The 21,742-nt window shown below is 54.8% G+C and carries 15 protein-coding genes; 8 read left to right on the plus strand and 7 right to left on the minus strand.

The window, feature by feature from the left end; all coding sequences use genetic code 11:
- Positions 1-30 precede the first annotated feature (30 nt).
- From KDC22_RS07405 to KDC22_RS07415, 4 genes are all read right to left on the minus strand, one after another.
- A complete protein-coding gene (locus tag KDC22_RS07405; RefSeq protein ID WP_211722570.1) occupies positions 31-1,311 on the minus strand; it encodes a glycoside hydrolase family 27 protein in 1,281 nt (426 codons plus the stop codon).
- A 107-nt stretch (positions 1,312-1,418) separates the two neighbouring features.
- Positions 1,419-1,715, minus strand: a complete 297-nt coding sequence (locus KDC22_RS33360; protein WP_246553364.1) for a helix-turn-helix domain-containing protein — start codon at positions 1,713-1,715, stop codon at positions 1,419-1,421.
- Between the two features lie 12 nt (positions 1,716-1,727).
- Complete coding sequence (locus KDC22_RS33365; protein WP_246553366.1) at positions 1,728-2,300, minus strand: AraC family ligand binding domain-containing protein; 573 nt, start codon at positions 2,298-2,300, stop codon at positions 1,728-1,730.
- A 120-nt stretch (positions 2,301-2,420) separates the two neighbouring features.
- Complete coding sequence (locus tag KDC22_RS07415; protein ID WP_173130933.1) at positions 2,421-3,269, minus strand: SDR family oxidoreductase; 849 nt, start codon at positions 3,267-3,269, stop codon at positions 2,421-2,423.
- 195 nt (positions 3,270-3,464) lie between these two features.
- Between KDC22_RS07415 and KDC22_RS07420 the strand changes: the two genes are divergently transcribed.
- Positions 3,465-3,842, plus strand: a complete 378-nt coding sequence (locus KDC22_RS07420) for a MerR family transcriptional regulator (RefSeq protein WP_173130936.1) — start codon at positions 3,465-3,467, stop codon at positions 3,840-3,842.
- Between the two features lie 53 nt (positions 3,843-3,895).
- Positions 3,896-4,963 (plus strand): SGNH/GDSL hydrolase family protein, encoded by a 1,068-nt coding sequence (locus tag KDC22_RS07425; RefSeq protein ID WP_246553368.1) that lies wholly within the window; start codon positions 3,896-3,898, stop codon positions 4,961-4,963.
- Positions 4,964-5,032: 69 nt separating this feature from the next.
- On the opposite strand, the gene KDC22_RS07430 is transcribed toward KDC22_RS07425, so the two are convergent.
- The gene (locus tag KDC22_RS07430) at positions 5,033-7,042 is read right to left on the minus strand and encodes an ATP-dependent DNA helicase (RefSeq protein ID WP_211722571.1); all 2,010 of its coding nucleotides are present in this window, start codon (positions 7,040-7,042) and stop codon (positions 5,033-5,035) included.
- Between the two features lie 160 nt (positions 7,043-7,202).
- On the opposite strand from KDC22_RS07430, the gene KDC22_RS07435 reads away from it, so the two are divergent.
- From KDC22_RS07435 to KDC22_RS07445, 3 genes are all read left to right on the plus strand, one after another.
- Positions 7,203-8,489 (plus strand): DUF1963 domain-containing protein, encoded by a 1,287-nt coding sequence (locus KDC22_RS07435; RefSeq protein ID WP_211722572.1) that lies wholly within the window; start codon positions 7,203-7,205, stop codon positions 8,487-8,489.
- A gap of 91 nt (positions 8,490-8,580) precedes the next feature.
- Positions 8,581-10,218 carry a response regulator gene (locus KDC22_RS07440; protein ID WP_211722573.1) on the plus strand — a complete coding sequence of 546 codons (1,638 nt, stop codon included), beginning with the start codon at positions 8,581-8,583 and terminating at the stop codon, positions 10,216-10,218.
- 4 nt (positions 10,219-10,222) lie between these two features.
- Positions 10,223-15,931 carry a HAMP domain-containing protein gene (locus KDC22_RS07445; protein ID WP_211722574.1) on the plus strand — a complete coding sequence of 1,903 codons (5,709 nt, stop codon included), beginning with the start codon at positions 10,223-10,225 and terminating at the stop codon, positions 15,929-15,931.
- A 144-nt stretch (positions 15,932-16,075) separates the two neighbouring features.
- Here the strand turns inward: KDC22_RS07445 and KDC22_RS07450 are convergent, their stop codons facing one another.
- Complete coding sequence (locus KDC22_RS07450) at positions 16,076-17,134, minus strand: LacI family DNA-binding transcriptional regulator (RefSeq protein ID WP_211722575.1); 1,059 nt, start codon at positions 17,132-17,134, stop codon at positions 16,076-16,078.
- Positions 17,135-17,393: 259 nt separating this feature from the next.
- On the opposite strand from KDC22_RS07450, the gene KDC22_RS07455 reads away from it, so the two are divergent.
- The 3 genes from KDC22_RS07455 to KDC22_RS07465 all read left to right on the plus strand — a co-directional run bounded on the left by KDC22_RS07455 (position 17,394) and on the right by KDC22_RS07465 (position 20,771).
- Positions 17,394-18,926 carry a DUF5605 domain-containing protein gene (locus KDC22_RS07455; RefSeq protein ID WP_246553370.1) on the plus strand — a complete coding sequence of 511 codons (1,533 nt, stop codon included), beginning with the start codon at positions 17,394-17,396 and terminating at the stop codon, positions 18,924-18,926.
- Positions 18,919-19,971 carry a Gfo/Idh/MocA family protein gene (locus KDC22_RS07460; protein WP_246553372.1) on the plus strand — a complete coding sequence of 351 codons (1,053 nt, stop codon included), beginning with the start codon at positions 18,919-18,921 and terminating at the stop codon, positions 19,969-19,971. The genes KDC22_RS07455 and KDC22_RS07460 overlap by 8 nt, the downstream gene beginning before the upstream one ends.
- A 608-nt stretch (positions 19,972-20,579) precedes the next feature.
- A complete protein-coding gene (locus tag KDC22_RS07465; protein ID WP_211722577.1) occupies positions 20,580-20,771 on the plus strand; it encodes a hypothetical protein in 192 nt (63 codons plus the stop codon).
- Positions 20,772-20,859: 88 nt separating this feature from the next.
- On the opposite strand, the gene KDC22_RS07470 is transcribed toward KDC22_RS07465, so the two are convergent.
- A complete protein-coding gene (locus tag KDC22_RS07470; protein WP_211722578.1) occupies positions 20,860-21,714 on the minus strand; it encodes a LysR family transcriptional regulator in 855 nt (284 codons plus the stop codon).
- Positions 21,715-21,742 lie beyond the last annotated feature (28 nt).

A 21,742-nucleotide genomic window follows, 5' to 3' on the forward strand; every position in this document is an offset into this window, starting at 1 on the left:
CCAGAAGAATCTGGATAACCGGCTTTGGTCTTACATGAAGCTATACAGGCGTACGCCGTGTGCAGGCACGGTGGTCTGCAACACGCCGCCGCTAAGCTCAGCAGGCGTCTGGCTCCACATCTCCTTACCGGAGGTAACATCGCTCAGTCCAATCTCTGCAAGTCCGAGGTTCAGCGGCAGCGGGCTATCGCCAACATTGAAGACGGCGGCATACCGGGTGCCATCGTCATGAGCAGCCGTCCAGACGATAAGCTCATCCCGGCACAGGGCTTCTCTGGCGCCGTGACTCTCGCGCTGCATACGCAGCACCTCGCGGTTGGTGAGCAGCGACAGGGTCCAGTCGTCATTGTCCCGTAGCTCGCCGCCGAAGATCAGCGGCGAACGGAAAATACTCCAGAGCGACATCATCGTCAGCTGCTCGTCCCGGGTGAACCGGGTCCAGCGGTCATCCCCGCCGCCGTCAACGGAGCGGACGCCGATGTGGCCGAGCGGCAGCATGTCGCAATCCGGCCAGGAGCCGGCCTGCGGGACGCCCTGCCAGCTGCGGCAGCGGCTGAACATGTCCAGCAGCAGCTCCCAGCGGTCCCAGAAGTCATCCGTTATGCGCCACATGTTGGCATGTTCGGTGAAATGTTGTGCATATTCTACCGGAGCAGGGCCGGGGGAGAGGCTCAGCACCATTGGACGGCCGCAGTTCTTGATCGCCTGGGAGATCAGGTCAATCTCCGGCTGATGGGTATCGTACAGTCTGGAGGCGGCGATGTCATCCACCTTAACCAGATCGACACCCCACTGCGCGTACAGTTCAAAGAGTGAATTATAATACTCCTGCGCCCCCTCCTTGGAAGCATCGACTCCGTACATATCTGTATTCCACGGACAAATGGAGTTCGTGTGCGCAATCTCCCGGGCGGTTGCGCTTGTGCCCAGAACTGGAGTGGCAGCGTGAGCTGCCTGGCGCGGGATTCCGCGCATAATATGAATGCCGAACTTCAGGCCCAGACTATGGACGTAGTCAGCCAGCGGCTTGAAGCCCTGGCCGCCCGCTGCGGAAGGGAAGCGGTTCTCGGCCGGCATCAGCCGGGAGTATTCATCCATGATTAGGGGGACGAAGGGGCGGTACAGAGAGGACACGGCACCAGGCTCATACCACTGGATGTCAACGGTGATATAGCTCCAGCCGAAGTCTTTGAGATGCTCGGCCATGTATTCGGCATTGCCGCGGATTTCTGCTTCCGTTACGGCCGCGCCGTAACAGTCCCAGCTATTCCAGCCCAGCGGCGGTGTAGGTGCAGCCAGCTTATGATTCATTGTAATTCTCCTTTACAGATGATGATTGCTCTTGTCTTGTTCATCATAATCAAGGAGAATCCTGATATCTATAGTAATCTTACAAGCGGAATAGCACTATATTGCGCTTAGTCGAAAAAGAGCCGGCGGTAAGTTAGGCTCTCATCTCCGCTGCGGAAATCGCCCGGCGTCAGTCCGGTCAGGCTGCGGAATGCCTTAATGAAGTAACTCCCGCTGGAGTAGCCGATCTGTGCAGCGATGGCTTCGATGCTTAAGCCTGTCCCCCGGAGCAGCTCCATAGCCTTCTCTGTCCGCACCCGGGTCAGATAAGCGCCAGGCGTCAGTCCCGTGCTGGCCGAGAAGCGCCGGATCAGATGATATTTGGATAGAGAGACATGCTCCGATAACTGGTCGATGCTGATCATCTGTGAGTAATGCTACTCGATGAATTCGGCGGCGCGCCTGATATTCTCTGACCAGTTGTCCCTGTCCCGCAGGGTAGCTGCCTGTATTCGGGTTAGTTCCGTCACGAATTGATAGACGCTGGACGAGGCAATTAGCGGATCGGATATTCTTCCTGCCCCGGCATCCGCCACAATCATCCGCGCCAGCCGGACGGGTGCACAGTCTGCGGGCAACCGGGGCACTTCGCCCGCTTCACGCAGGAACTTACGCCAATGGGGCAGAATCAGGGCAGGGCGGAACAACAGGAACAGGAACTCCCAGGGCTGCGCCGAATCCGCCGGGTAGTAATAGCGGTGGGGGCCGGGGATTTCCGCCAGTATAGCCTGTCCGGCCGTGACCCGGTAAATCCGGTTCTCCGACTCAAATACGCCTTCGCCGGAGAGGGTGTACTGGAACAGCAGGAGCGGGCCGTCATTGCGCTCCAGGCCGTCCCAGCGGTAAGCGGGATCGGAGATGGAATCATAACCGGCCGCAAATAACACGCATAGCTGCAGCTCCTTATCTTCGGCAAAACGAAACCCGTAGGTGCCTCTGGGAATGTCCATGAATGTCCTCCTTCTATAGAAGAAGCACAGAAGAAATGAACGGAAGGCTTTAAGTTCAAATGTTATGTGCCGTTTCTGCTTGTCAGCAAGTATTTTAACACATAACCCTTATATCTTTGTTTACGACTTGTTATTTTGTCGCCATGAGGTTTGTCCGAGCAGATCCCGCATCGTGGACATGAATTCGTCTTCCGATGATGACCATCTCAGCCTGGCCATCTCTTCCGCAGCCGCACCCGCAGGGTAACGCAGCCGGTCGGTCCCGTCACAAGCGGCTTTGTATACCAGAGCAGCCACCTGTTCTTCCTCTGCATCTTCAAAAGGATAGTGGTTGATCATCGAATCCATCATTTGATCGAAATAGGACTTGTACTCTATAGGAATGGGCGTGTTCAGGCCTGCTGTGCGGCTCGATGTGAAGTTTGTGTTCCGCATAGCTCCCGGCTCAACAAGCTTAATCCGGATATTTTGCGATTCAAGTTCGTAAGCAAGGGATTCCGAGAGTCCTTCGATTGTATGTTTCGTTGCGGTATAAATCGAAAGCAGCGGGGAGGCTGCATACCCCACGGACGAACAGACATTTACAATGCTTCCGCCACCTTGCTTGCGCAGATAGGGCGTAATCGCTTGAATCACATTCATAACGCCAAAAACATTGGTCTCAAATAGCTCACGGATGAGCTCCATGGGCGTGGCTTCAAAAATAGAAAGAGTAGTGATTCCGGCATTGTTCACAACAGCGTCTATCTGGCCAAATCTGGAGATCCCTGCCGAAATCGCCGCCTCGATGCTCGCCGGGCTGGTCACATCAAGTGCCGTGACCAGGAATTGGTCAGGATGCCCTTCTGCAATACGGCCGTCCGGTTTACGCATCGTCGCGATAACATTCCATCCCTCGTCTGCGAACTTTTGGGCTGAAATATAACCCAGACCTGTTGAACACCCTGTAATTAGCACGGTTTTTGCCATTGCAATCTCTCCTTTGTAAGTACAGCTTAGGATAAGTTAAATCTGCGTATGTCTAACATTAATCCTACATGGTTATAGTCTCTCTAAGTCAAACTTACCTAGTATGTCCTTATGATTGCAGGGCTTCTAATTGAAAAATCCCCTATCAGAATGTAAAATAGGTTAGAGTAACTCTAATCAACTGGTGGTGAAGGGATGACTTATACAGTTAAGGAAGTCTCGGGGAAAATGGGCATCACTCCGTATACGCTGCGGTTTTACGAGAAAGAGGGTGTCATCGCTCCGGTTGAACGAAATAAGAACGGGGAGCGGATGTACACGGACTCCGATATGGATATGATCGGGACGGTTCAGGCGCTTCGTTCCACCGGCCTGTCTTTGGGGGAAATTAAACAATACGTGGAGCTGTATCATGCCGGGGACAGTAAGCTGCAGGAAAGAAAAAGTCTGCTGGCCCGCCAGAAAAGCAAGGTCGAAGATCAGATCGTTCTCTTAATGAAAACCCTGGAAAAAATCAACTACAAGATGGCATTAATTGATGCCCAGGATCATAGATTCGACAAGTTGCCGTAGAGTACTTGGGTGCGGCACCCCAAAATGAGAAATAAGAGAAGGAAGGTATTGGAATGTCTCAGATGCACGTGTACCAACCAACGGAGAATCATGTCAAAATCATCGGGCGGACCCACTGGGTTAAGGATGTACTGTGGCTGGCTCTTTCGGGCGGAGGGGTGGAATTCTCACTGCGGGGCAGAACAGCCCGGGTAACCTTGCAGGGGGATGATGTGGCCTTAACCGGCAATAACCTGGCCCGGATCGGCATCAGTGTGAACGGCATGCGGGTGATTGATGATCAGGTGGACCAGCCGCTCAAGACCTATACGATATTTGAAAGCGATACAGACCAGGCGGTCACTGTAAGAATCACGAAGCTGTCAGAGGCGGCAATGTCAACGGTGGGCATCCGGGAGATTGCGGTGGAGTCTGCGGAGGGGATCAGGCCAACGCCGCGCCAATTACATACGATTGAATTCATCGGCGATTCCATTACCTGCGGCTATGGGGTGGATGATGAAGAGGCGCTGCATTCTTTTTCTACTGCTACAGAAGATGTGACAAAGGCCTATGCCTACCTGACTGCCGAGCAACTTGAAGCGGATTACAGCATGGTGTGTTACAGCGGATACGGCATTATTACCGGCTATACGGAGAATGATCAGAAGCTGACCACGCATCTTCTTCCGGATTACTATGAGAAGGTGGGCAAGTCTGAAGGGAAGTTCGGCAACAGCCTGTTGCCCCAGGAGGTACCTTGGGAGTTCAGCAGATTCACGCCGGAGCTGATTGTCCTTAATCTGGGAACGAACGATGACTCCTACACCAAGGACGATACCGCCAAGCAGGCGGATTATGTAGCGAACTATACACAGTTTCTCGAAAAAGTAAGAAGCCATAATCCCGGTTCTATGATTCTATGTACACTGGGGATCATGGGAGACAGGCTGTATCCTCATCTGGAGCAGGCGGTGGACCGCTATTCCCGGGAAACCGGCGACAGCAGGATCTCAGCTATGAAGTTTGAGGTCCAGCTTGAGGAGGATGGCTATGCCGTCGATTTCCACCCTTCCCAGGCGACTCACCGCAAGGCCGCGGACAGACTGACGGCAGAGATCCGGAAGCTGATGAAGTGGTGATCCGGGCAGATTGAGGCTGGCCCCCAGCCAAGCGCCTTCAGCACTCCAACAGGCCGTACCGGGTCAACGTCACCGATGTATCCCCTTTTCACGCACAAACTTCTCCAGCACCCCGAACTCCTCTGTAACCTTGGTGAAAGGCAGCGCCGCAAGCACCTGCTCCCGGTAAGGGTTGCGGGCTCCGGCAGACAGGCGGGAATCGAGGATGCTGAGTACACCAAGGTCCGTCTCACTGCGGATCAGGCGTCCGGTGCCCTGTCTTAAGCGGAGCAGCATGTCCGGCACGAATACCTCCATCAGCGGATTCTTGGCCTGCGCGGCTTTATATTCATAGACAGGGTCGGCGGGAACCGGGAACGGCAGCCGAAAGACAATCAAATGCGACAAATCCGCACCCTCAATGTTCACACCCTCCCAGAATACGCCGGTACTCAGCAGCACACCCTTGCTTCTCCGGAATTCAGCGATCACCCCGTCCTGGGACGAGCCTTCCCGCTGCATATGCAGCGCCCAGCGCAGCTTCTCCGCACTTAGCTTCTTATGAATGTACTTCATATCCTCTTTGGCCGAAAAAAGCACCAGTGCCCGCCCGTCCGTTACATTGCACAGCCTCAGCAGCTCCTTATAGGCCGCTTCCAGGTAAGCTTCCCGGTTGTTGTGGTTATACTGAGGAACGTCCTTGGCGATATACATCATAGTGTGGTTGTCATAGTCGAACGGTGAAGCCTGGCGCTCCATGTATTCTCCCCTGTAGCCCAGCGACCGGGTCAGATAAGCGTATTGCTCCTCCGGTGTATCGCCGGATTGGCTGAGGGTTGCGGACGTTAGAATGACTGGTGTTTTACCGTTGAACAAGCTGTATTTCAGGAACTGGCTAATCCCTTTGGGACAGATGCTGACCGTGGCTTCCCCGCGCGGATGACCGGCCCAGAGCAGATAGTTGTCCTCTGTCCCGGCAAGCACCTGGAAGAGGTCAATCATTCCGTTCATAGCCTCGAAGGTATTGTCGATCTCCCGCTCGCGCCGGGAAGCCAGAACCGAGAGACTGAGGCGGAACTCCTGCAATACCTGCACTCCCCGCCCTAGCGGGACGCCCGTGATCTCCGTTATTTTAATCCGGTCATTGTCCTGTTTGGCGGTGTGCAGCAGGTCTGCTTCAATTTGTCTGAACAGATCCTTGACACAGCCTTTGACAAATTTGAAGGACTTCATCAGACTGTGATCTGCCGATTGCTTGAAAAGAAGCTGCATAGCGTCCTCCAGCACCCGGCACATTCCCCGGCAGGTGAATTCAAGCGTCTGGGCATCCCGGACCTTGGCTTCCAGATTATGCGCTTCATCTATAATGATCAGCGCAGGCCGTTCTGCGATCAGGCCCCTGGTCCCTTCCTTTTTCTTGATCAGGTCGCGGATCAGCAGGTCCTGGTTCACGATGATCACATCCATCTCGCCCGGACCGGCGTTGATTTTGGCCCTCATCTCGTAGAAGGCGCAGGTGTTCTTGTAGTGGCAATGCTCGAACTTGCAATCATTCACACACACGTTAGACCACAATACGTCACTGACTCCGCCCTTCAGATCTGCCCGCTCGTCAATTTCAGCATCCATAATACGCTCTGCCAGCGCCGCTAGGGGGGAGCCTGGCTCTCTGGGCTGAAGCAGCTCCGCAGCCCGGTACCGGCAGGCATATTGCCCCATGCCCTTGCCGACTACAGAGCGGACCATGGAGAAGCCGAGCCGGCTGCCGATGAACCGCAGATCCTTATGGATCTGTTCGGAGAGCTGGATGGAGGAGGTGGCAATAATGACCGGCTGCCGGGAGAGCTGGTTAATGAGCAGGCCGGGAATCAGGTAGGCGAAGGATTTGCCGATGCCGACACCGGCTTCAATCATTGCATTTCGCCCATGGACATAAGCGTCAGCGATATCCAGCGACATATCCTGCTGGCCTAAGCGCTCGGTAAGGCCGAGTCTCTGGAACCGGTCATACATCCGGAAGATGGCATTGACCAGAGCGGGTTCGGCATCTTTTACCGGCTCCCGCTTCTGTAATTTGTAGAGATCATTTAACCAGCTCATGCCGACCGCCCCTTTTCCTAATCAATGATATCCTGCATGTATTTCGGGTAGAGGTTGTTATTATCTTAGATGGCGGGCGAACAGTCAAGGGCCGGAGCTTCATTCGACCACGCAAGTCCGCCTATAATATAATGAAAGTGATCCGGAAGGGAGAGAGATTATGAGTGAACGTCTGCCCTGTCAGACCCCCGGCTGCACGGGAAGCATTCTTCCGGCAACGGCGCAGAGAACAGGCGGTATCTGTATGCCCTGCCAGCAGCGGAAGCTTGCGGAGCAGAGACAGGCTTATATTGAGCAGAACCGGAAAGAGATCAATAGATATGCAGGTGTGGAAGACCGGGTTGAAATTCTGACAATCATGCACAGCCCGCAGAAGCCTGACCCGCTTATCCGGGAAGTGCCCTACCCCCTAACAGAGCAGGAGCTGTATCATGAGCTGACCGTGGAAGAACGGGAGCGAATGGAGAGCTACGCGGTTCAATTATTGGAAGAAGAGGAGGTTGACCAGGCGGAGACGATTCTGTTGTCCCTTGTCTGTTACACAGATACACGGCTCGGCCCGGGCCTCGAAAGCTTCCTGCGCACAGGGAATTATTATCCGGCGATCCTCTACAAGGATGCGGACGCGGTGATCCGGGACCGGCTCATCGCTCAGGTGGAGACTGATCCGGGGAACCGGAATCACCTGCTGCTGGCACTGGCCTGGATTGGTGATGAAGAAGTGGTCAGGCTGTTTGCGCAATGGCGGCAGTCCCCGCCGGTGTGGGCGTCAGCGTTATATATAGCTCCCGAGATGTATGCCCGTGAAGCAGGCTGGGAGCTTGATGCCGGAGGCGGCAAGAGACTGCTTATACACCCGGAGTGTTATCCATTCAAAGTATATAAGGAAGAAATTGCGGAAGCTCCCCGCACTCCTGCGGCGGTGACAGCGCTCCAGACAGGGGCGGCGTCCTGTCCGTGGTGCGGAGGCGGATTGACCGTCTTATTCGATTACGATTTGCAGCATCCTTTGCTTCAATTCATGAAGCTGCCCGGCAAGCGTCTAAGGATTGCCGCCTGTATGCACTGTAATTGCTACGGCACCGTGTTCATGAACGTTGATCTGGAAGGAGGTTATGCATGGAGCGATTATAATGTGGTTCCTGAATATCTGCCTGACAATAACGGAGGGCCAGCGTCCCCCGCATGGCATGTGATGCAATTATCGGAACAGCCTGTAGGCACTTATGAAAGTGCGCATTGGACACTTGAGACGCCGGCATCGCAGATCGGGGGACATCCGGCCTGGATTCAGGATGCGGATTATCCCGCATGTCCCTGCTGCTCGCAGACGATGACCTTCACCGCACAGATGGACATGGAGCAGGCGGAAGACAGCGAGGGAATCTATTATGCTTTTCTATGCAGCGATTGCCTGATTACAGCAGTGAATTACCAGCAGACCTGACGGGGTTTCGGGATTTGAATTTTTGGGTATATAAGCTATATTTTCGAAATATAAACGTAAGCAAGCCACAGGTTGGAAAGTGAGGGTCCTCATGGATTATCCAATCAACATCCTGCTCGTAGACGATCATCCCGAGAACCTGCTTGCCATTGAGGCCGTTCTCAGCGGAGAGCCTTACCGGTTATTTCGGGCCTATTCCGGGATTGAGGCTTTGCGCTGTTTGCTGGAAGAGGAATTTGCGGTCATTGTAATGGATGTGCAAATGCCGGGAATGGACGGGCTGGAGACGGCCCGCCTCATCCGCACGCGGGAGAAGAACAATTTCGTGCCGATTATTTTCATGACCGCTAACAGCACTACCATGGAGGATATCTTCGCTGGCTATTCCGTTGGCGCTATGGATTATATGACGAAGCCCATCGTCCCGCAGCTGTTCAAATCCAAGATTGAGGGTTACGTCAGTATGTATGAAGCGAACAAAACGCTGCTGCTCCAGAGCGAAATGCTGAAGATGCAGGCGAGGCAGATGGAGAGAACCAATCAGGAGCTAAGGGAAGCGAAGGAAACAGCGGAGGTGGCCTCCCGGGTGAAATCGGAATTCCTGGCTATGATGAGCCACGAGATCCGGACTCCGCTGAACGGGATTATCGGGATGTCTGATCTGCTGCTCGCCTCGGATCTGCCGGAGGAATACGCTGAAATGGCAGGGATTATCCATACAAGCAGCAATGCCCTTCTATCGGTGATCAACCCCATTCTGGATTATTCCAAGCTTGAATCCGGCAAGCTGGTGGTGGAGGAGGCGCCGTTCTCGCTGCAAGACTGCCTGAGTGAGACGATTGCCCTGTTCACCGCCAAGACCCGTGAGCGGAAGCTTGATATGGTGGTAATGATTGACCCCGCCGTGCCGCCCTATCTGTCGGGAGATGTGAACCGCCTCCGTCAGGTGCTGAATAATCTGGTAGGCAACGCAGTGAAGTTCACCCATGCAGGCAGTGTATACATAATGGTTAACAAGCTGGGGGAAGCGGCGGATAAGCTTACGCTTGAATTTACCATCAAGGATACAGGAATCGGAATTCCCCGGGACAAAATAAACGAGCTGTTTCAGCCCTTCTCCCAGCTCGATGCGTCTACTACACGCAGGTTCGGAGGCACGGGGCTTGGTCTATCCATCAGCAAATCCCTGGTTGAGCTGATGGGCGGAATGATCCGGGCAGAGCCGTCCGATGAACCGGGGGCTACCTTTGTGTTCACCATCGTTGTCCATGAGCATCATGGCGAGCTGCCGGAGGAGTACGAGCCGGTGCCGGGGGTTGCAGGCTATCCGAAGACAAGCCCTGCGGCTGCGCCGGTACATGTGCTGATTGCGGAAGAGGATCAGGTATGCCGGAAGCTGCTGCAGCGGATGCTCGGAACGCTGGGGTTCTCCGCCGACTTGGCCGAGAATAGTACGGAGATACTGGCTGCGCTGGAGCATAGGCCTTATCCGCTGCTGTTCCTTGATCTGCGGACCCCTGGCCGGGAAGGCTGGAAGGCGGTTCAGGCCATGAAGTCGCAGTCCATAGATGAGCCTCCTGTCATTATTGGGATGACGGGCGACTTTTCCAGGGAGTTCATGCAGCAGTGTATATTGTCGGGAGTGGATGATTTCATCGCCAGACCGGTGAGGCTGGATGTTATACAACAGGTCATGCAAAAATATGTGCTGGATAAGGGGCAGGGTTGATACTATGAGCGATGACAACCAAATCAATGAGATACACGGCGATGTAATAGACACCGGCGAGCTGCTGAGCGCCTTGATGGCGATGAAGAAGGGCAATTTCTCCCACAGAATGCCTTATGACCGGACGGGAATCGCCGGGAAGGTAGCGGATACGTTCAATGAGATCATGGATATTCAGGAGAGCCTGGTGCATGAAGTTCAGGCTGTGGCCCGGGTAGTCGGCAAGGAGGGGAATCTGTCCAGAAGGTTCGCGCAGAAGAATCTGGGCGGGTCCTGGGAGACGGTCACCGATTCCTTGAACGGTCTGGTGATTGACCTGATTCAGCCGACCAGCGAGATGGTCCGGGTGATTAACGCTGTAGCCAAAGGCGACCTGTCCCAGAAGGTGGAGCTGGAGATCGAAGGGCGGCCGCTCACCGGTGAGTTCCAGAGAACGGCAAGCAACATTAATATGATGGTCAACCAGCTCAGCACCTTCGCCTCCGAGGTGACCCGTGTAGCGCGCGAGGTCGGTACAGAAGGCATTCTGGGTGGTCAGGCCGATGTCAAAGGGGTCTCCGGCACCTGGAAGGATCTGACCGACAGCGTGAATTATATGGCGACGAACCTGACGGATCAGGTGCGCAATATCGCGGCGGTCACCACTGCCGTTGCCAATGGGGATCTGTCGAAGCAGATCACGGTGAATGCGCGGGGCGAAATTCTGGAGCTGAAGAATACGATCAACACGATGGTGGATCAGCTCTCCATGTTCTCTTCCGAGGTGACGCGTGTGGCGCGTGAGGTGGGGACAGAAGGCAAGCTCGGCGGACAGGCCGATGTGAAGGATGTCTCCGGGACCTGGCGGGATTTGACCGAAAGCGTTAACTATATGGCGTCCAATCTGACGAACCAGGTACGTAACATCGCGGTGGTGACCACTGCGGTGGCGAACGGCGATCTGTCAAAGAAGATTACCGCCGATGTCCAGGGCGAAATTCTGGAGCTGAAGAATACGATCAACACGATGGTGGATCAATTATCGACGTTTGCTTCTGAGGTGACCCGGATGGCCCGCGAGGTGGGGACGGAAGGGATACTTGGCGGACAGGCCGATGTCAAAGGCGTGTCCGGAACCTGGCGGGATTTGACCGAAAGTGTAAATTACATGGCTTCGAACTTAACCAATCAGGTACGTAATATTGCAGAGGTAACCACTGCGGTGGCCAAGGGCGACTTGTCGAAGACGATTACCGTCGATGCGAAGGGCGAGATTCTGGAGCTCAAAAGCACGATTAACATCATGGTGGACCAGCTCAGCAACTTCGCCTCCGAGGTGACGCGGGTAGCGCGCGAGGTATCTACTGAAGGTATTCTCGGCGGTCAGGCCGATGTGAAGGGAGTCTCCGGCACCTGGAAGGATCTGACTGACAGCGTTAACTTTATGGCGGGCACGCTGACGGATCAGGTGCGTAATATCGCCGAAGTGACGACAGCCGTGGCCAAAGGCGACCTGTCCAAGCAGATTACGGTGAATGCGACCGGCGAGATCCTGGAGCTGAAGAACACCATTAACACCATGGTGGAGCAGCTGTCGATCTTCGCCTCCGAGGTCACGCGGGTGGCGCGTGAGGTGGGCACCGAGGGGATGCTGGGCGGACAGGCCCAGGTGAAGGGCGTGGCCGGGACCTGGCGGGATTTGACCGAGAGCGTCAACTATATGGCGTCCAATCTGACCAATCAGGTGCGCAATATTGCGGTGGTAACGACAGCGGTGGCGAACGGCGACCTGTCCAAGAAGATCACTGCGGATGTGCAGGGCGAAATCCTGGAGCTGAAGAATACGATCAATACGATGGTGGACCAGCTCTCCATGTTCTCCTCCGAGGTTACGCGTGTGGCGCGCGAGGTAGGGACGGACGGCAAGCTCGGCGGACAGGCTCAAGTCAAGGGGGTCGGCGGCACCTGGAGGGATCTGACCGAAGGCGTAAATAACATGGCCCGGAATCTGACGGACCAGGTGCGTAATATTGCCGATGTAACCACAGCGGTAGCCAAGGGAGATCTGTCCAAGAAGATTACGGTAGATGTCAAAGGCGAAATTCTGGAACTGAAGAACACGATTAACACGATGGTGGACCAGCTCTCGATCTTCGCCTCGGAGGTGACGCGTGTAGCGCGTGAAGTGGGCACGGACGGCAAGCTGGGCGCACAAGCCGAAGTTAAGGATGTCTCCGGTACATGGAAAGACTTGACCGACACGGTGAACTACATGGCGAGTAATCTGACGATCCAGATGCGCAACATTGCCGGTGTCACCACGGCGGTAGCGAACGGGGACCTGTCCAAGAAGATTACGGTAGACGTCAAGGGCGAATTGCTTGAGCTGAAGAACACGATCAACACGATGGTGGATCAGCTGAATTCGTTCGCCTCCGAGGTTACGCGTGTGGCGCGTGAGGTCGGTACAGACGGCAAGCTGGGCGGACAGGCCCAGGTGCGCGGTGTCGGGGGGATCTGGAAGGATCTGACCGACAACGTTAATATTATGGCGACCAATCTGACCGATCAGGTACGCGGAATCGCCAAGGTCGTGACGGCAGTGGCGAACGGTAACCTGAAGCAGAAGCTGACGGTGGAAGCCAAGGGCGAAATTGCCGAGCTGACGGATACGATCAATAACATGATCGAGACCCTGGCGACCTTCGCCGACCAGGTTACCACCGTGGCCCGCGAGGTAGGTGCCGAAGGGAAGCTAGGCGGACAGGCCAGTGTGCCGGGGGCGGCGGGGACCTGGCGTGATCTCACGGACAACGTTAACTACATGGCGAGTACGCTGACCACGCAGGTGCGCGCCATCACCAACGTTGCCACCGCAGTGACGAACGGCGATCTGTCACGGGCCATCGACGTATCCGCCTCAGGAGAAGTGGCGACACTCAAAGACAATATCAACGAAATGATCCGCAATCTGAAGGAGACGACCCGGATCAATACCGAGCAGGACTGGCTTAAGACCAATCTGGCCAAGTTCTCGCGGATGCTGCAGGGGCAGAGGGACCTGTATGCGGTCAGCCGTATGATCCTGTCCGAGCTGGCGCCGCTTGTGTCGATGCAGCATGGCGTCTTCTATATCAATGAACCCTCCGGCGGGGAAGCGGTCCTGAAGCTGTTCGCCAGCTATGCATATCAGAACCGCAAGCATCTGGCGAATGAATTCCGCGCGGGCCAGGGGCTGGTCGGCCAGTGCCTGATTGAGAAGCAGCGGATTCTACTGACCAACGTACCGGGTGACTATGTGATGATCTCCTCGGCACTGGGGGAAGCCACGCCGCTGAATATCATTTTGCTGCCGATTATCTTTGAGGATCAGGTGCTGGCGATTCTGGAGCTGGCCACCTTCCGTCCATACAGCGATATCGACATCGCGTTCCTGGATCAGCTTACAGAATCCATCGGCAGTGTGATTAACACAATGCAGGCGAACCAGCGGACGGAGGAGCTGCTGATTCAGTCCCAGTCGCTTACCGAGGAGCTCCAGAAGCAGCAGATGGAGCTGCGGAGCACGAATGACGAGCTTGAGGATAAGGCGAAGCTGCTCGTCCTCCAGAAGGCGGAAGTGGAGAGCAAGAACCACGAGGTAGAGGTTGCCAAGCGTTACCTGGAGGAGAAGGCAGAGCAGCTTGCCCTGACCTCCAAATATAAATCTGAATTCCTGGCCAACATGTCCCATGAGCTGCGGACCCCGCTGAATTCCCTGCTGCTCCTGGCAGAACAGCTGGCCGAGAACCCGGATGAGAATCTGCACGAGCTTCAGGTGAAGTTCGCCAAGACGATTCAGGATTCGGGACTGGAATTGCTGCACCTGATCAATGATATCCTGGATCTGTCCAAAATCGAATCCGGCACGATCACGCCGGACTTCAGCGAGGTCTCTCTGGCAGAGCTGACGGGCGGACTGGACCGCACCTTCCGCCATATGGTGGATGCCAAGAAGCTCGACTACCGGATCACCGTTGATCCCGGCGTGCCGGGCAGTATCGCAACGGACTCCAAGCGGCTGCAGCAGATACTGAAGAATCTGCTCTCGAACGCCTTCAAGTTCACGGAGCAGGGGCAGATCATGCTCCAGATCCGCAAGGCAGAGGATGGCTGGCACCCGGACAATGAGTCGCTGAAGCGGGCCAGAACGGTGATCTGCTTCTCCGTAAGCGATACCGGGATCGGCATTCCGCAGGAGAAGCAGCAGATTATCTTCGAAGCCTTCCAGCAGGCGGACGGCAGCACGAACCGGGAATACGGCGGAACGGGCCTGGGGCTTGCCATCTCCCGCGAGATTGCCGAGATGCTGGGCGGAGAGATTACCCTGTACAGCGAAGTGGGCAAAGGGAGCGTATTTAATCTGTACCTGCCAACGGAAGCGGAATTCACAGAGCCGGTGCTCCCGCAGGCTCATGTTCCCGAGGTCATTGACATTACTCCGGCCAAACGCCGCAGCAGCCTAGCGAAGCCGGCAGAGGAATCCTTCGTTGACGACCGCGAGGATATCAAGCCGGGAGACCGTGTGTTCCTGATCGTTGAGGATGACCAGAAGTTCAATGAGATCATTCTCGGGATGCTCCATAAAAAGGGGATCAAGGCGGTCATCGCCACCAGCGGGTGGGATGTGATGGAGCTTGTTCATCAGTATCAGCCGGCGGCGATTACGCTGGATCTGCATCTTGGCGGGGATACCGACGGCTGGCTGGTGCTGCAGCAGCTGAAGAATGATATCAATGTGAGGCATATCCCGGTTTGTGTGATGACTGTGGATGAGGACGAGGTGCTGCTGCTGCAAAAGGGAGCTTACGATTACTTCCGCAAGCCGGTGACCAACGAGGAGCTGGAGAATGCGCTCGACCGTCTGAACCGGTTCGCAGATAATACCACCACGAAGCTGCTGGTGGCGGTCCGCGATGAAGAGGAGCGTAAGCATATAGCCGGGCTGCTGGACAACCCGGATATCCAGCTCACGGTAGTCGATACAGGGCGCAAAGCCTTGAACCAGCTGGGCAGCAAGGAGTTCGGAGGTGTGGTTGTGGACAGCGGCCTGACGGATATGAATCTGATCCGGTTCATCCGGGAGCTGTACAAGAATGCCCGGAACAAAAGGATTCCCGTCCTGGTGCATATGAGCCGGAAGCTGACGCCGGAGGAAGAGACCGAGTGGGATGAGCTGGTGAAGATGGCGGTGCTCAAAGAGGTGAAGTCGGATATCCAGCTGATTGATGAGACAACGCTCGCCCTGCACCGCAAGGCAGAGAATCTGCCGCCTCTCTCCAGAGACAAGCTGCTTAAGCTGCATCAGTCGGATGAGATGATTGAATATAAAAAGGTGCTTGTAGTAGATGATGATATCCGCAACATCTTCGCACTCACCTCCATTCTGGAGCGTCATCAGATGAAGGTCATACCCGCGGAGAACGGCCAGGATGCCATCACCCTGCTGGAGCAGACACCGGATATCGAGATTGTCCTGATGGATATCATGATGCCGGGAATGGACGGCTACGAGACAACCCGCGAGATTCGGCAGAAGCCGGAGTTCCAGGACCTCCCCATTCTTGCGCTTACCGCCAAAGCAATGAAGGGAGACCGGGAGCTATGCCTGGAAGCAGGCTGCTCGGATTATATTACCAAGCCGGTCAACAGCGGCCAGTTGTTATCCATGATGCGTACCTGGCTGGACCGCTAGAGCCATAAGCGGCAACGGCTGCGCCGACCTTTTTTAAGGGCGGCATTCATTTCAGCGGGAAATAGAAACAGGAGCTGCCTCAAGCCGTTAGCGCGGTTGGGGTGAGGCTCCTGTTTTTTTTGCGAATATAAGGAAGTCTATGTCCTACAGGTCTGTAACGGGTTCAAGCCGCCTGCAGGAGGATCTTGCGATAAAAAGCGTATCGACTTTGATCTTCGTGCTGACCACGGGCGGTACGCCCAGGGAGGATGTGAACAGGTCTACTGCCCATGCGGCCATCCGTTCTTTCTCCACATGAACCGTCGTCAGCTCCGGGGTCACAATCAGCGATTCATTGATATTATCGAAGCCGATAACCGATACATCCTCCGGGATGGAGAAGCCCAGTTCACCCAGTGCCTTGATGGTGCTGATGGCGATATAGTCGCATTCACAGAAGAAGGCGGTAGGAAAAGGCTGGCCGCTGTCCTTCAGGTGCTGGAGCTTGTCCCGCAGGGGTCCCTGGGAGGAGAACAGGGTAGGGGGCACCGCCAGGAGGCTGCTCCGGGGAATCTCCACCTGAGCCTCTGCCATGGCCGCCATGAATCCCCGTTGCCGCTCCTCAAAGTTATGGATACGTTCCTCGGAAGCGATATAGCCGATTCTCCGGTGTCCATGCCCGGTCAGATAGGTACCCGCCTGATAGGCGCCCATATAATTATTGATCTCTACAAAATGGACAGGGAGTGCATCGAAGCAAGTATCCAAAACGATCAAGCCGGGCAGCTTATCCGCAATATCGGCTATTCTGGAGGACTCCAGGCTGGTGCCGAGAAGAATAACACCGCTGGTCGGTTCCTCCATAATGGTGCGGATTCCCTGCTCATAGTGCTTCTCTTCAATCGCGGAGAACATCAGACGGTATCCACCCATGCGGCAGCGTTCTTCAATATGGTGAATCAGCTCGCGGAAGAAGGGCTGCTGATAATATTCCTCATGGACCAGTCCGGCATTGGTGAATACCAGGAAGCGCAGGGTTGTGCCGTTCGCCTCAGCGGCTGCTGTTTTGCCTTTGCCTTTGCTGTTGCCTGTATATCCTGATTCCCTGGCCAGCCGCAGGATTCGCTCGCGTGTCTCCTGCCCTACCCCCGGCTTCCCGTTCAGGGCAAGAGAAACAGCGCCTTTGGAGACCCCGGCCAAGCGGGCAAGCTCCTCCATATTCAATGCATATTCCTCCATTCACAGTATCTTAAGTATGTTTAGTGTAAGGGAAGAGATTAGTTTTAGCAATGAAGCAAGGGGGAATGGATTTTGTTTAGTTATGTTTAGTTGGAGGGTGACCAGTAGACCCTGAATACCGTTTGATAAATAAGACTATTGACGATATTTCAGGCGTATTGTAGGATGGAAATATATAAACGGCATGATTATCGTCGGTTTTGTTTAGTTAATGTTTAGTTGGATATGGAAGGGAGCAGGTACTATGGCTAATCAGGAGGAAGCAAGGCAGGCTGCTGGATTCCAGGGGAGCGACGCTGTTTCAGTTACGGACAGGGCTGTCCGATGGGGCGTATGTGAAATTGTACTGCACGGGGGACCCGCCGGGGGCAATCCCTTTACAGAGGTAGCCCTGCAAGCGGAGTTTACGCTGGAGGAACGCTCCATTCTGGCGCTGGGCTTCTATGATGGTGAAGGCGTGTACCGCATCCGGTTCATGCCGGACCGTGAAGGCAGGTGGACCTTCCGGACCAGCAGCAATGAACCTGCTCTCCATGGGATCGAAGGGGATTTTGAATGTACGGCTGCTGCTGGCGGCAATCACGGTCCGGTCCGGGTCAGAAATACCTTTCATTTTGTCTATGAGGACGGGACGCCCTATCTTCCTGTTGGCACTACTTGCTACGCCTGGACCCACCAGGGCGATGAGTTGGAGGAGCAGACGCTGGCGACTTTGAAAGCGTCTTCTTTTAACAAAATAAGAATGTGTGTATTTCCGAAATCCTACTCTTATAACACTAATGAACCGGTCTATTATCCGTATGAGGGTTCGCTTGAGGAGGGCTGGGATTACAGCCGGTTCAATCCGGCGTTCTTCAGGCATCTGGAGGAGCGGATTGCGGACCTGGGGGAGCTTGGCATCGAAGCTGACCTGATTCTGTTTCATCCGTACGACCGCTGGGGGTTCGCAGATATGGGCAAGGAGGCGGATGACCGCTATCTCCGTTACATTGTGGCCAGACTCTCGGCTTACCGCCATATCTGGTGGTCCCTTGCCAATGAATATGATTTCATGAGAACCAAAACACTTGCGGACTGGGAGCGGTTCGCCCACATTGTTACCTCGTATGATCCTTACGGGCATCTGATTTCTAACCATAATGGTCTTGCGTTCTATGACTTCAACCAGCCCTGGGTTACGCATTGCAGTATTCAGCGTGTGGATGCCTACAAGACCTCCGAGAATACGGACGAATGGAGACAACGCTGGAACAAGCCGGTTGTGATCGACGAATGTGCCTATGAGGGCAATGTGGAACATGGCTGGGGGAATATTACCGGGGAAGAAATGGTCCGCCGCTTCTGGGAAGGAGCGGTACGCGGAGGGTATGTCGGGCATGGCGAAACCTATCTGCACCCGGAGGACAAGATCTGGTGGGCCAAGGGCGGCCAGCTCTACGGAACCAGCCCTGAGCGTATTGCTTTTCTGCGCTGCGTATTGGAAGAAGGACCCGCCGGGGGACTGAACCCGTTGCCTTCGGAATGGGATCTGCCCAGAGCCGGGATTGAAGACGAATATTATCTGTACTACTTCGGATTTAACCGGCCGTCGTTCCGTCAGTTCACGATGAACCCGGATGTCCGCTATAAGGTGGAGCTGCTGGATACCTGGAATATGACGGTGGAGCGGCTTGCGGGCAGCTATCAGGGGACCTTCCGGATCGACCTGCCCGGGCGGACCTACATGGCGGTGAGAATGACGCGCTTGCCCGGGGACAAGGACTTGGAGGATGAATAAGATGTGGAAGATTGGTGTAGTGGGTGCGGGGTATTGGTCCGATAAGCATTTGCAGGCCTGGCGGCGTATCCCCGGGGTTCAGATTCAAGGTCTGTGCGATCCCGATAAAAGCAGGCTGTACAGCAAGGCAGAGGCCTATGATATTCCCGAAGATAAGCTGTATGGGACGCTGGAGGAGATGCTGGCTGCTGCTGATATCGACGTAGTAGATATTATTACTCCGCCGGATACCCATCCCGAATTAGTCGGCAGAGCCGCCCGGGCAGGCAAACACATCATGTGCCAGAAGCCGTTCGCCCATTCCATGGAGGAAGCGCGGGAGATGGTCGAAGCTGCCAAGGCTGCGGAGGTCCGGCTGATGGTCACGGAGAACTGGCGCTGGCTGCAGCCGATGCAGACGATCAGGGAACTGCTGAATAGCGGAGCAGCGGGAGGGCTTCACACGATCCGCTACATTCATACAGACTACTATTCTCCCCGGTTTGCACCGGAGAATGAGCTCCCGCAGCCGTTCTTCCGGGAGATGCCGAAGCTGCTGTTCTACGAGATGGGCGTTCACTGGTACGATACCTGGCGGTTCCTGTTCGGGGACCCCAAGCGGCTATATGCGGAGACCCGGCGGGTCAGCCCTTATATTACCGGCGAGGATGCGGGGCTGATTACGCTTGGATACGAGGACTATATGGGCTTCATGGATATGAGCTGGGCGACCCGGCAGAATCTGCCGGGCCTGCTTACGATGCCGGTGCTGCCCGAGCATAAAGAACAGCTGATCATCGAAGGAGATCAGGCAACACTGAAGCTGTACAGCAGCGGCACCCTTAGCCTGATTGATAACAGCGGGACGGAGACGATTGTTACGGAGAACAACGGTCTTGATTTTGAAGAGAGCCATTTCCGTCTGCAGTCTCATTTCATTCATTGTCTGAACACCGGAGAGGAATTTCAGACCAGCGGAGAAGACAATCTGAAGACGCTGGAGCTTGTATTCGGAACCTACAGGAGTGCGGAGGAGCATGAGGTTATTCATTTTGGGCAGCGCTGACTTAGGGCGGAAGTGACGCAGGAAGTAGAGTAGGAGGTGAGGCGGGAAAGTAAGATAGTAAGTAGAGTGAGAAGTGGAGTAGGCGGTAGAGCGGAAAGAAACGCAGCGAAAAGTTGGCTCGAAATAAAACACACCTTATCTGTGCCCCAAGCCATTCCGCCCAGGCGGAGCGGCTTGGGGTTGTTTGTGTTTAGAAGTTGGGCGGTTGTGGTATTCGTCAGCGGAGCGGGCCAAACAAGGGTATAAATCCCTCTGAATTCGCCGGAAGTGGGCGGAGCGGGCGAATCAAAGGTATAAATCCCACTGAATCCGCCGGAAGTGGGCGGAGTGGCCAACCAAAGGGATAAATCCCTTTGAATCCGCCGGAAGTGGGCGGAGTGGGCCAACCAAAGGGATAAATCCCTTTGAATCCGCCGGAAGTGGGCGGAGTGGGCCAACCAAAGGGATAAATCCCACTGAATCCGCCAAATGTGGGCAGAGTGGGCAAACCAAGGGTATAAATCCTTCTGAATCCGCCAAATGTGGGCGGAGTGGGCAAATCAAAGGGATAAATCCCTCTGAATCCGCCAAATGTAGGCGGAGCGGGGAACCCAGAGGGTAAGGAGGAAATGAAGAGCAGAAGTGCACTTGAATTTCTCAAATGTGGCCCTGAGGAGGAAATGAGGAGCAGAAGTGCGCTTGAATTTCTCAAATGTGGCTCCAAGGAGGAAATGAAGAGCAGAAGTGCACTTGAATTTCTCAAATACGGCCCCAAGGAGGAAATAAGGAGCAGAAGTGCACTTGAATTTCTCGTATGCTAACCCGAATCTAGCATGATTCAATCGGTGTGCGAGGTTCAGACATTAATTAAGGAGCGGTAGCCCAAGGGACGCCGTTCCTTTTGGATATCTAAGCCTGTTCAATCATTTGAAGCAAGGCTGACAACGCACTGGAGAACACAGAGTCCCGGCGGTGGACAAACCATACCTGCAACTCCCGGTAATCTTCAGGAAGGCCGTGGGAAGCGATTAGTCCGGCCTCTTCGGCTTTGGCAATCGACGATTGTGGCAGCATAGATACGCCGAGCCCCGCCGATACCCCGTTTATAATCATTTCTAAGGTTCCAAATTCCATAATCTGATAGGAGGGGATTCCACTTTCGTCAAGGAAGCGCTCGGCTTTTGCCCGGTGCGTACATCCGACGTCGAAGAACAACATGGGCTTCGTGAGCAATTCGCGCATGTCGCTTAGACCCGGTTCCGAGATAAGCACCAGCTCCTCTTCAAAAGCCGTAACAGATTCTATATCAGGCTGGTCAATGGGTCCGTAGACGAAGGCACCATCTAATTTGTAATCGAGCACCTTCTGTAAGAGACCATGCGTCTCACCCGTTATTAGCGATAGATTAACTTCGGGATACCGGGAGTGGTACGCGGTTATAAGAGAGGTCAGGTGAATGACCGCTGTCGTCTCGATTGAGCCTATCCGTAAGGGGCCGGCAGGGTGCTCCGAGTATTGCGTGGATTTCACAGCCTCGTCCATCAGAGTTAGGATCTGATCTGCATATTCCAGTAAATTCTCACCTGCCGGCGTTAAGATCATCCCCCGATTGGTCCGGCGGAAAAGGGGTATCCTCAACTGAGCCTCAAGGAACTGAATCCGGTTCGTCACATTGGACTGGACATAGTTCAAGACTTGCGCGGCCTTCGTTATGCTGCCTTCACGGGCGACGGCTTGAAATATTCTCAAATCTCCGCTTTCCATATCTATGTCACCTTCTTGGTATGATGAA

The organism is Paenibacillus tritici (assembly GCF_018207515.1).
Classification (GTDB): domain Bacteria; phylum Bacillota; class Bacilli; order Paenibacillales; family Paenibacillaceae; genus Paenibacillus_AQ; species Paenibacillus_AQ tritici.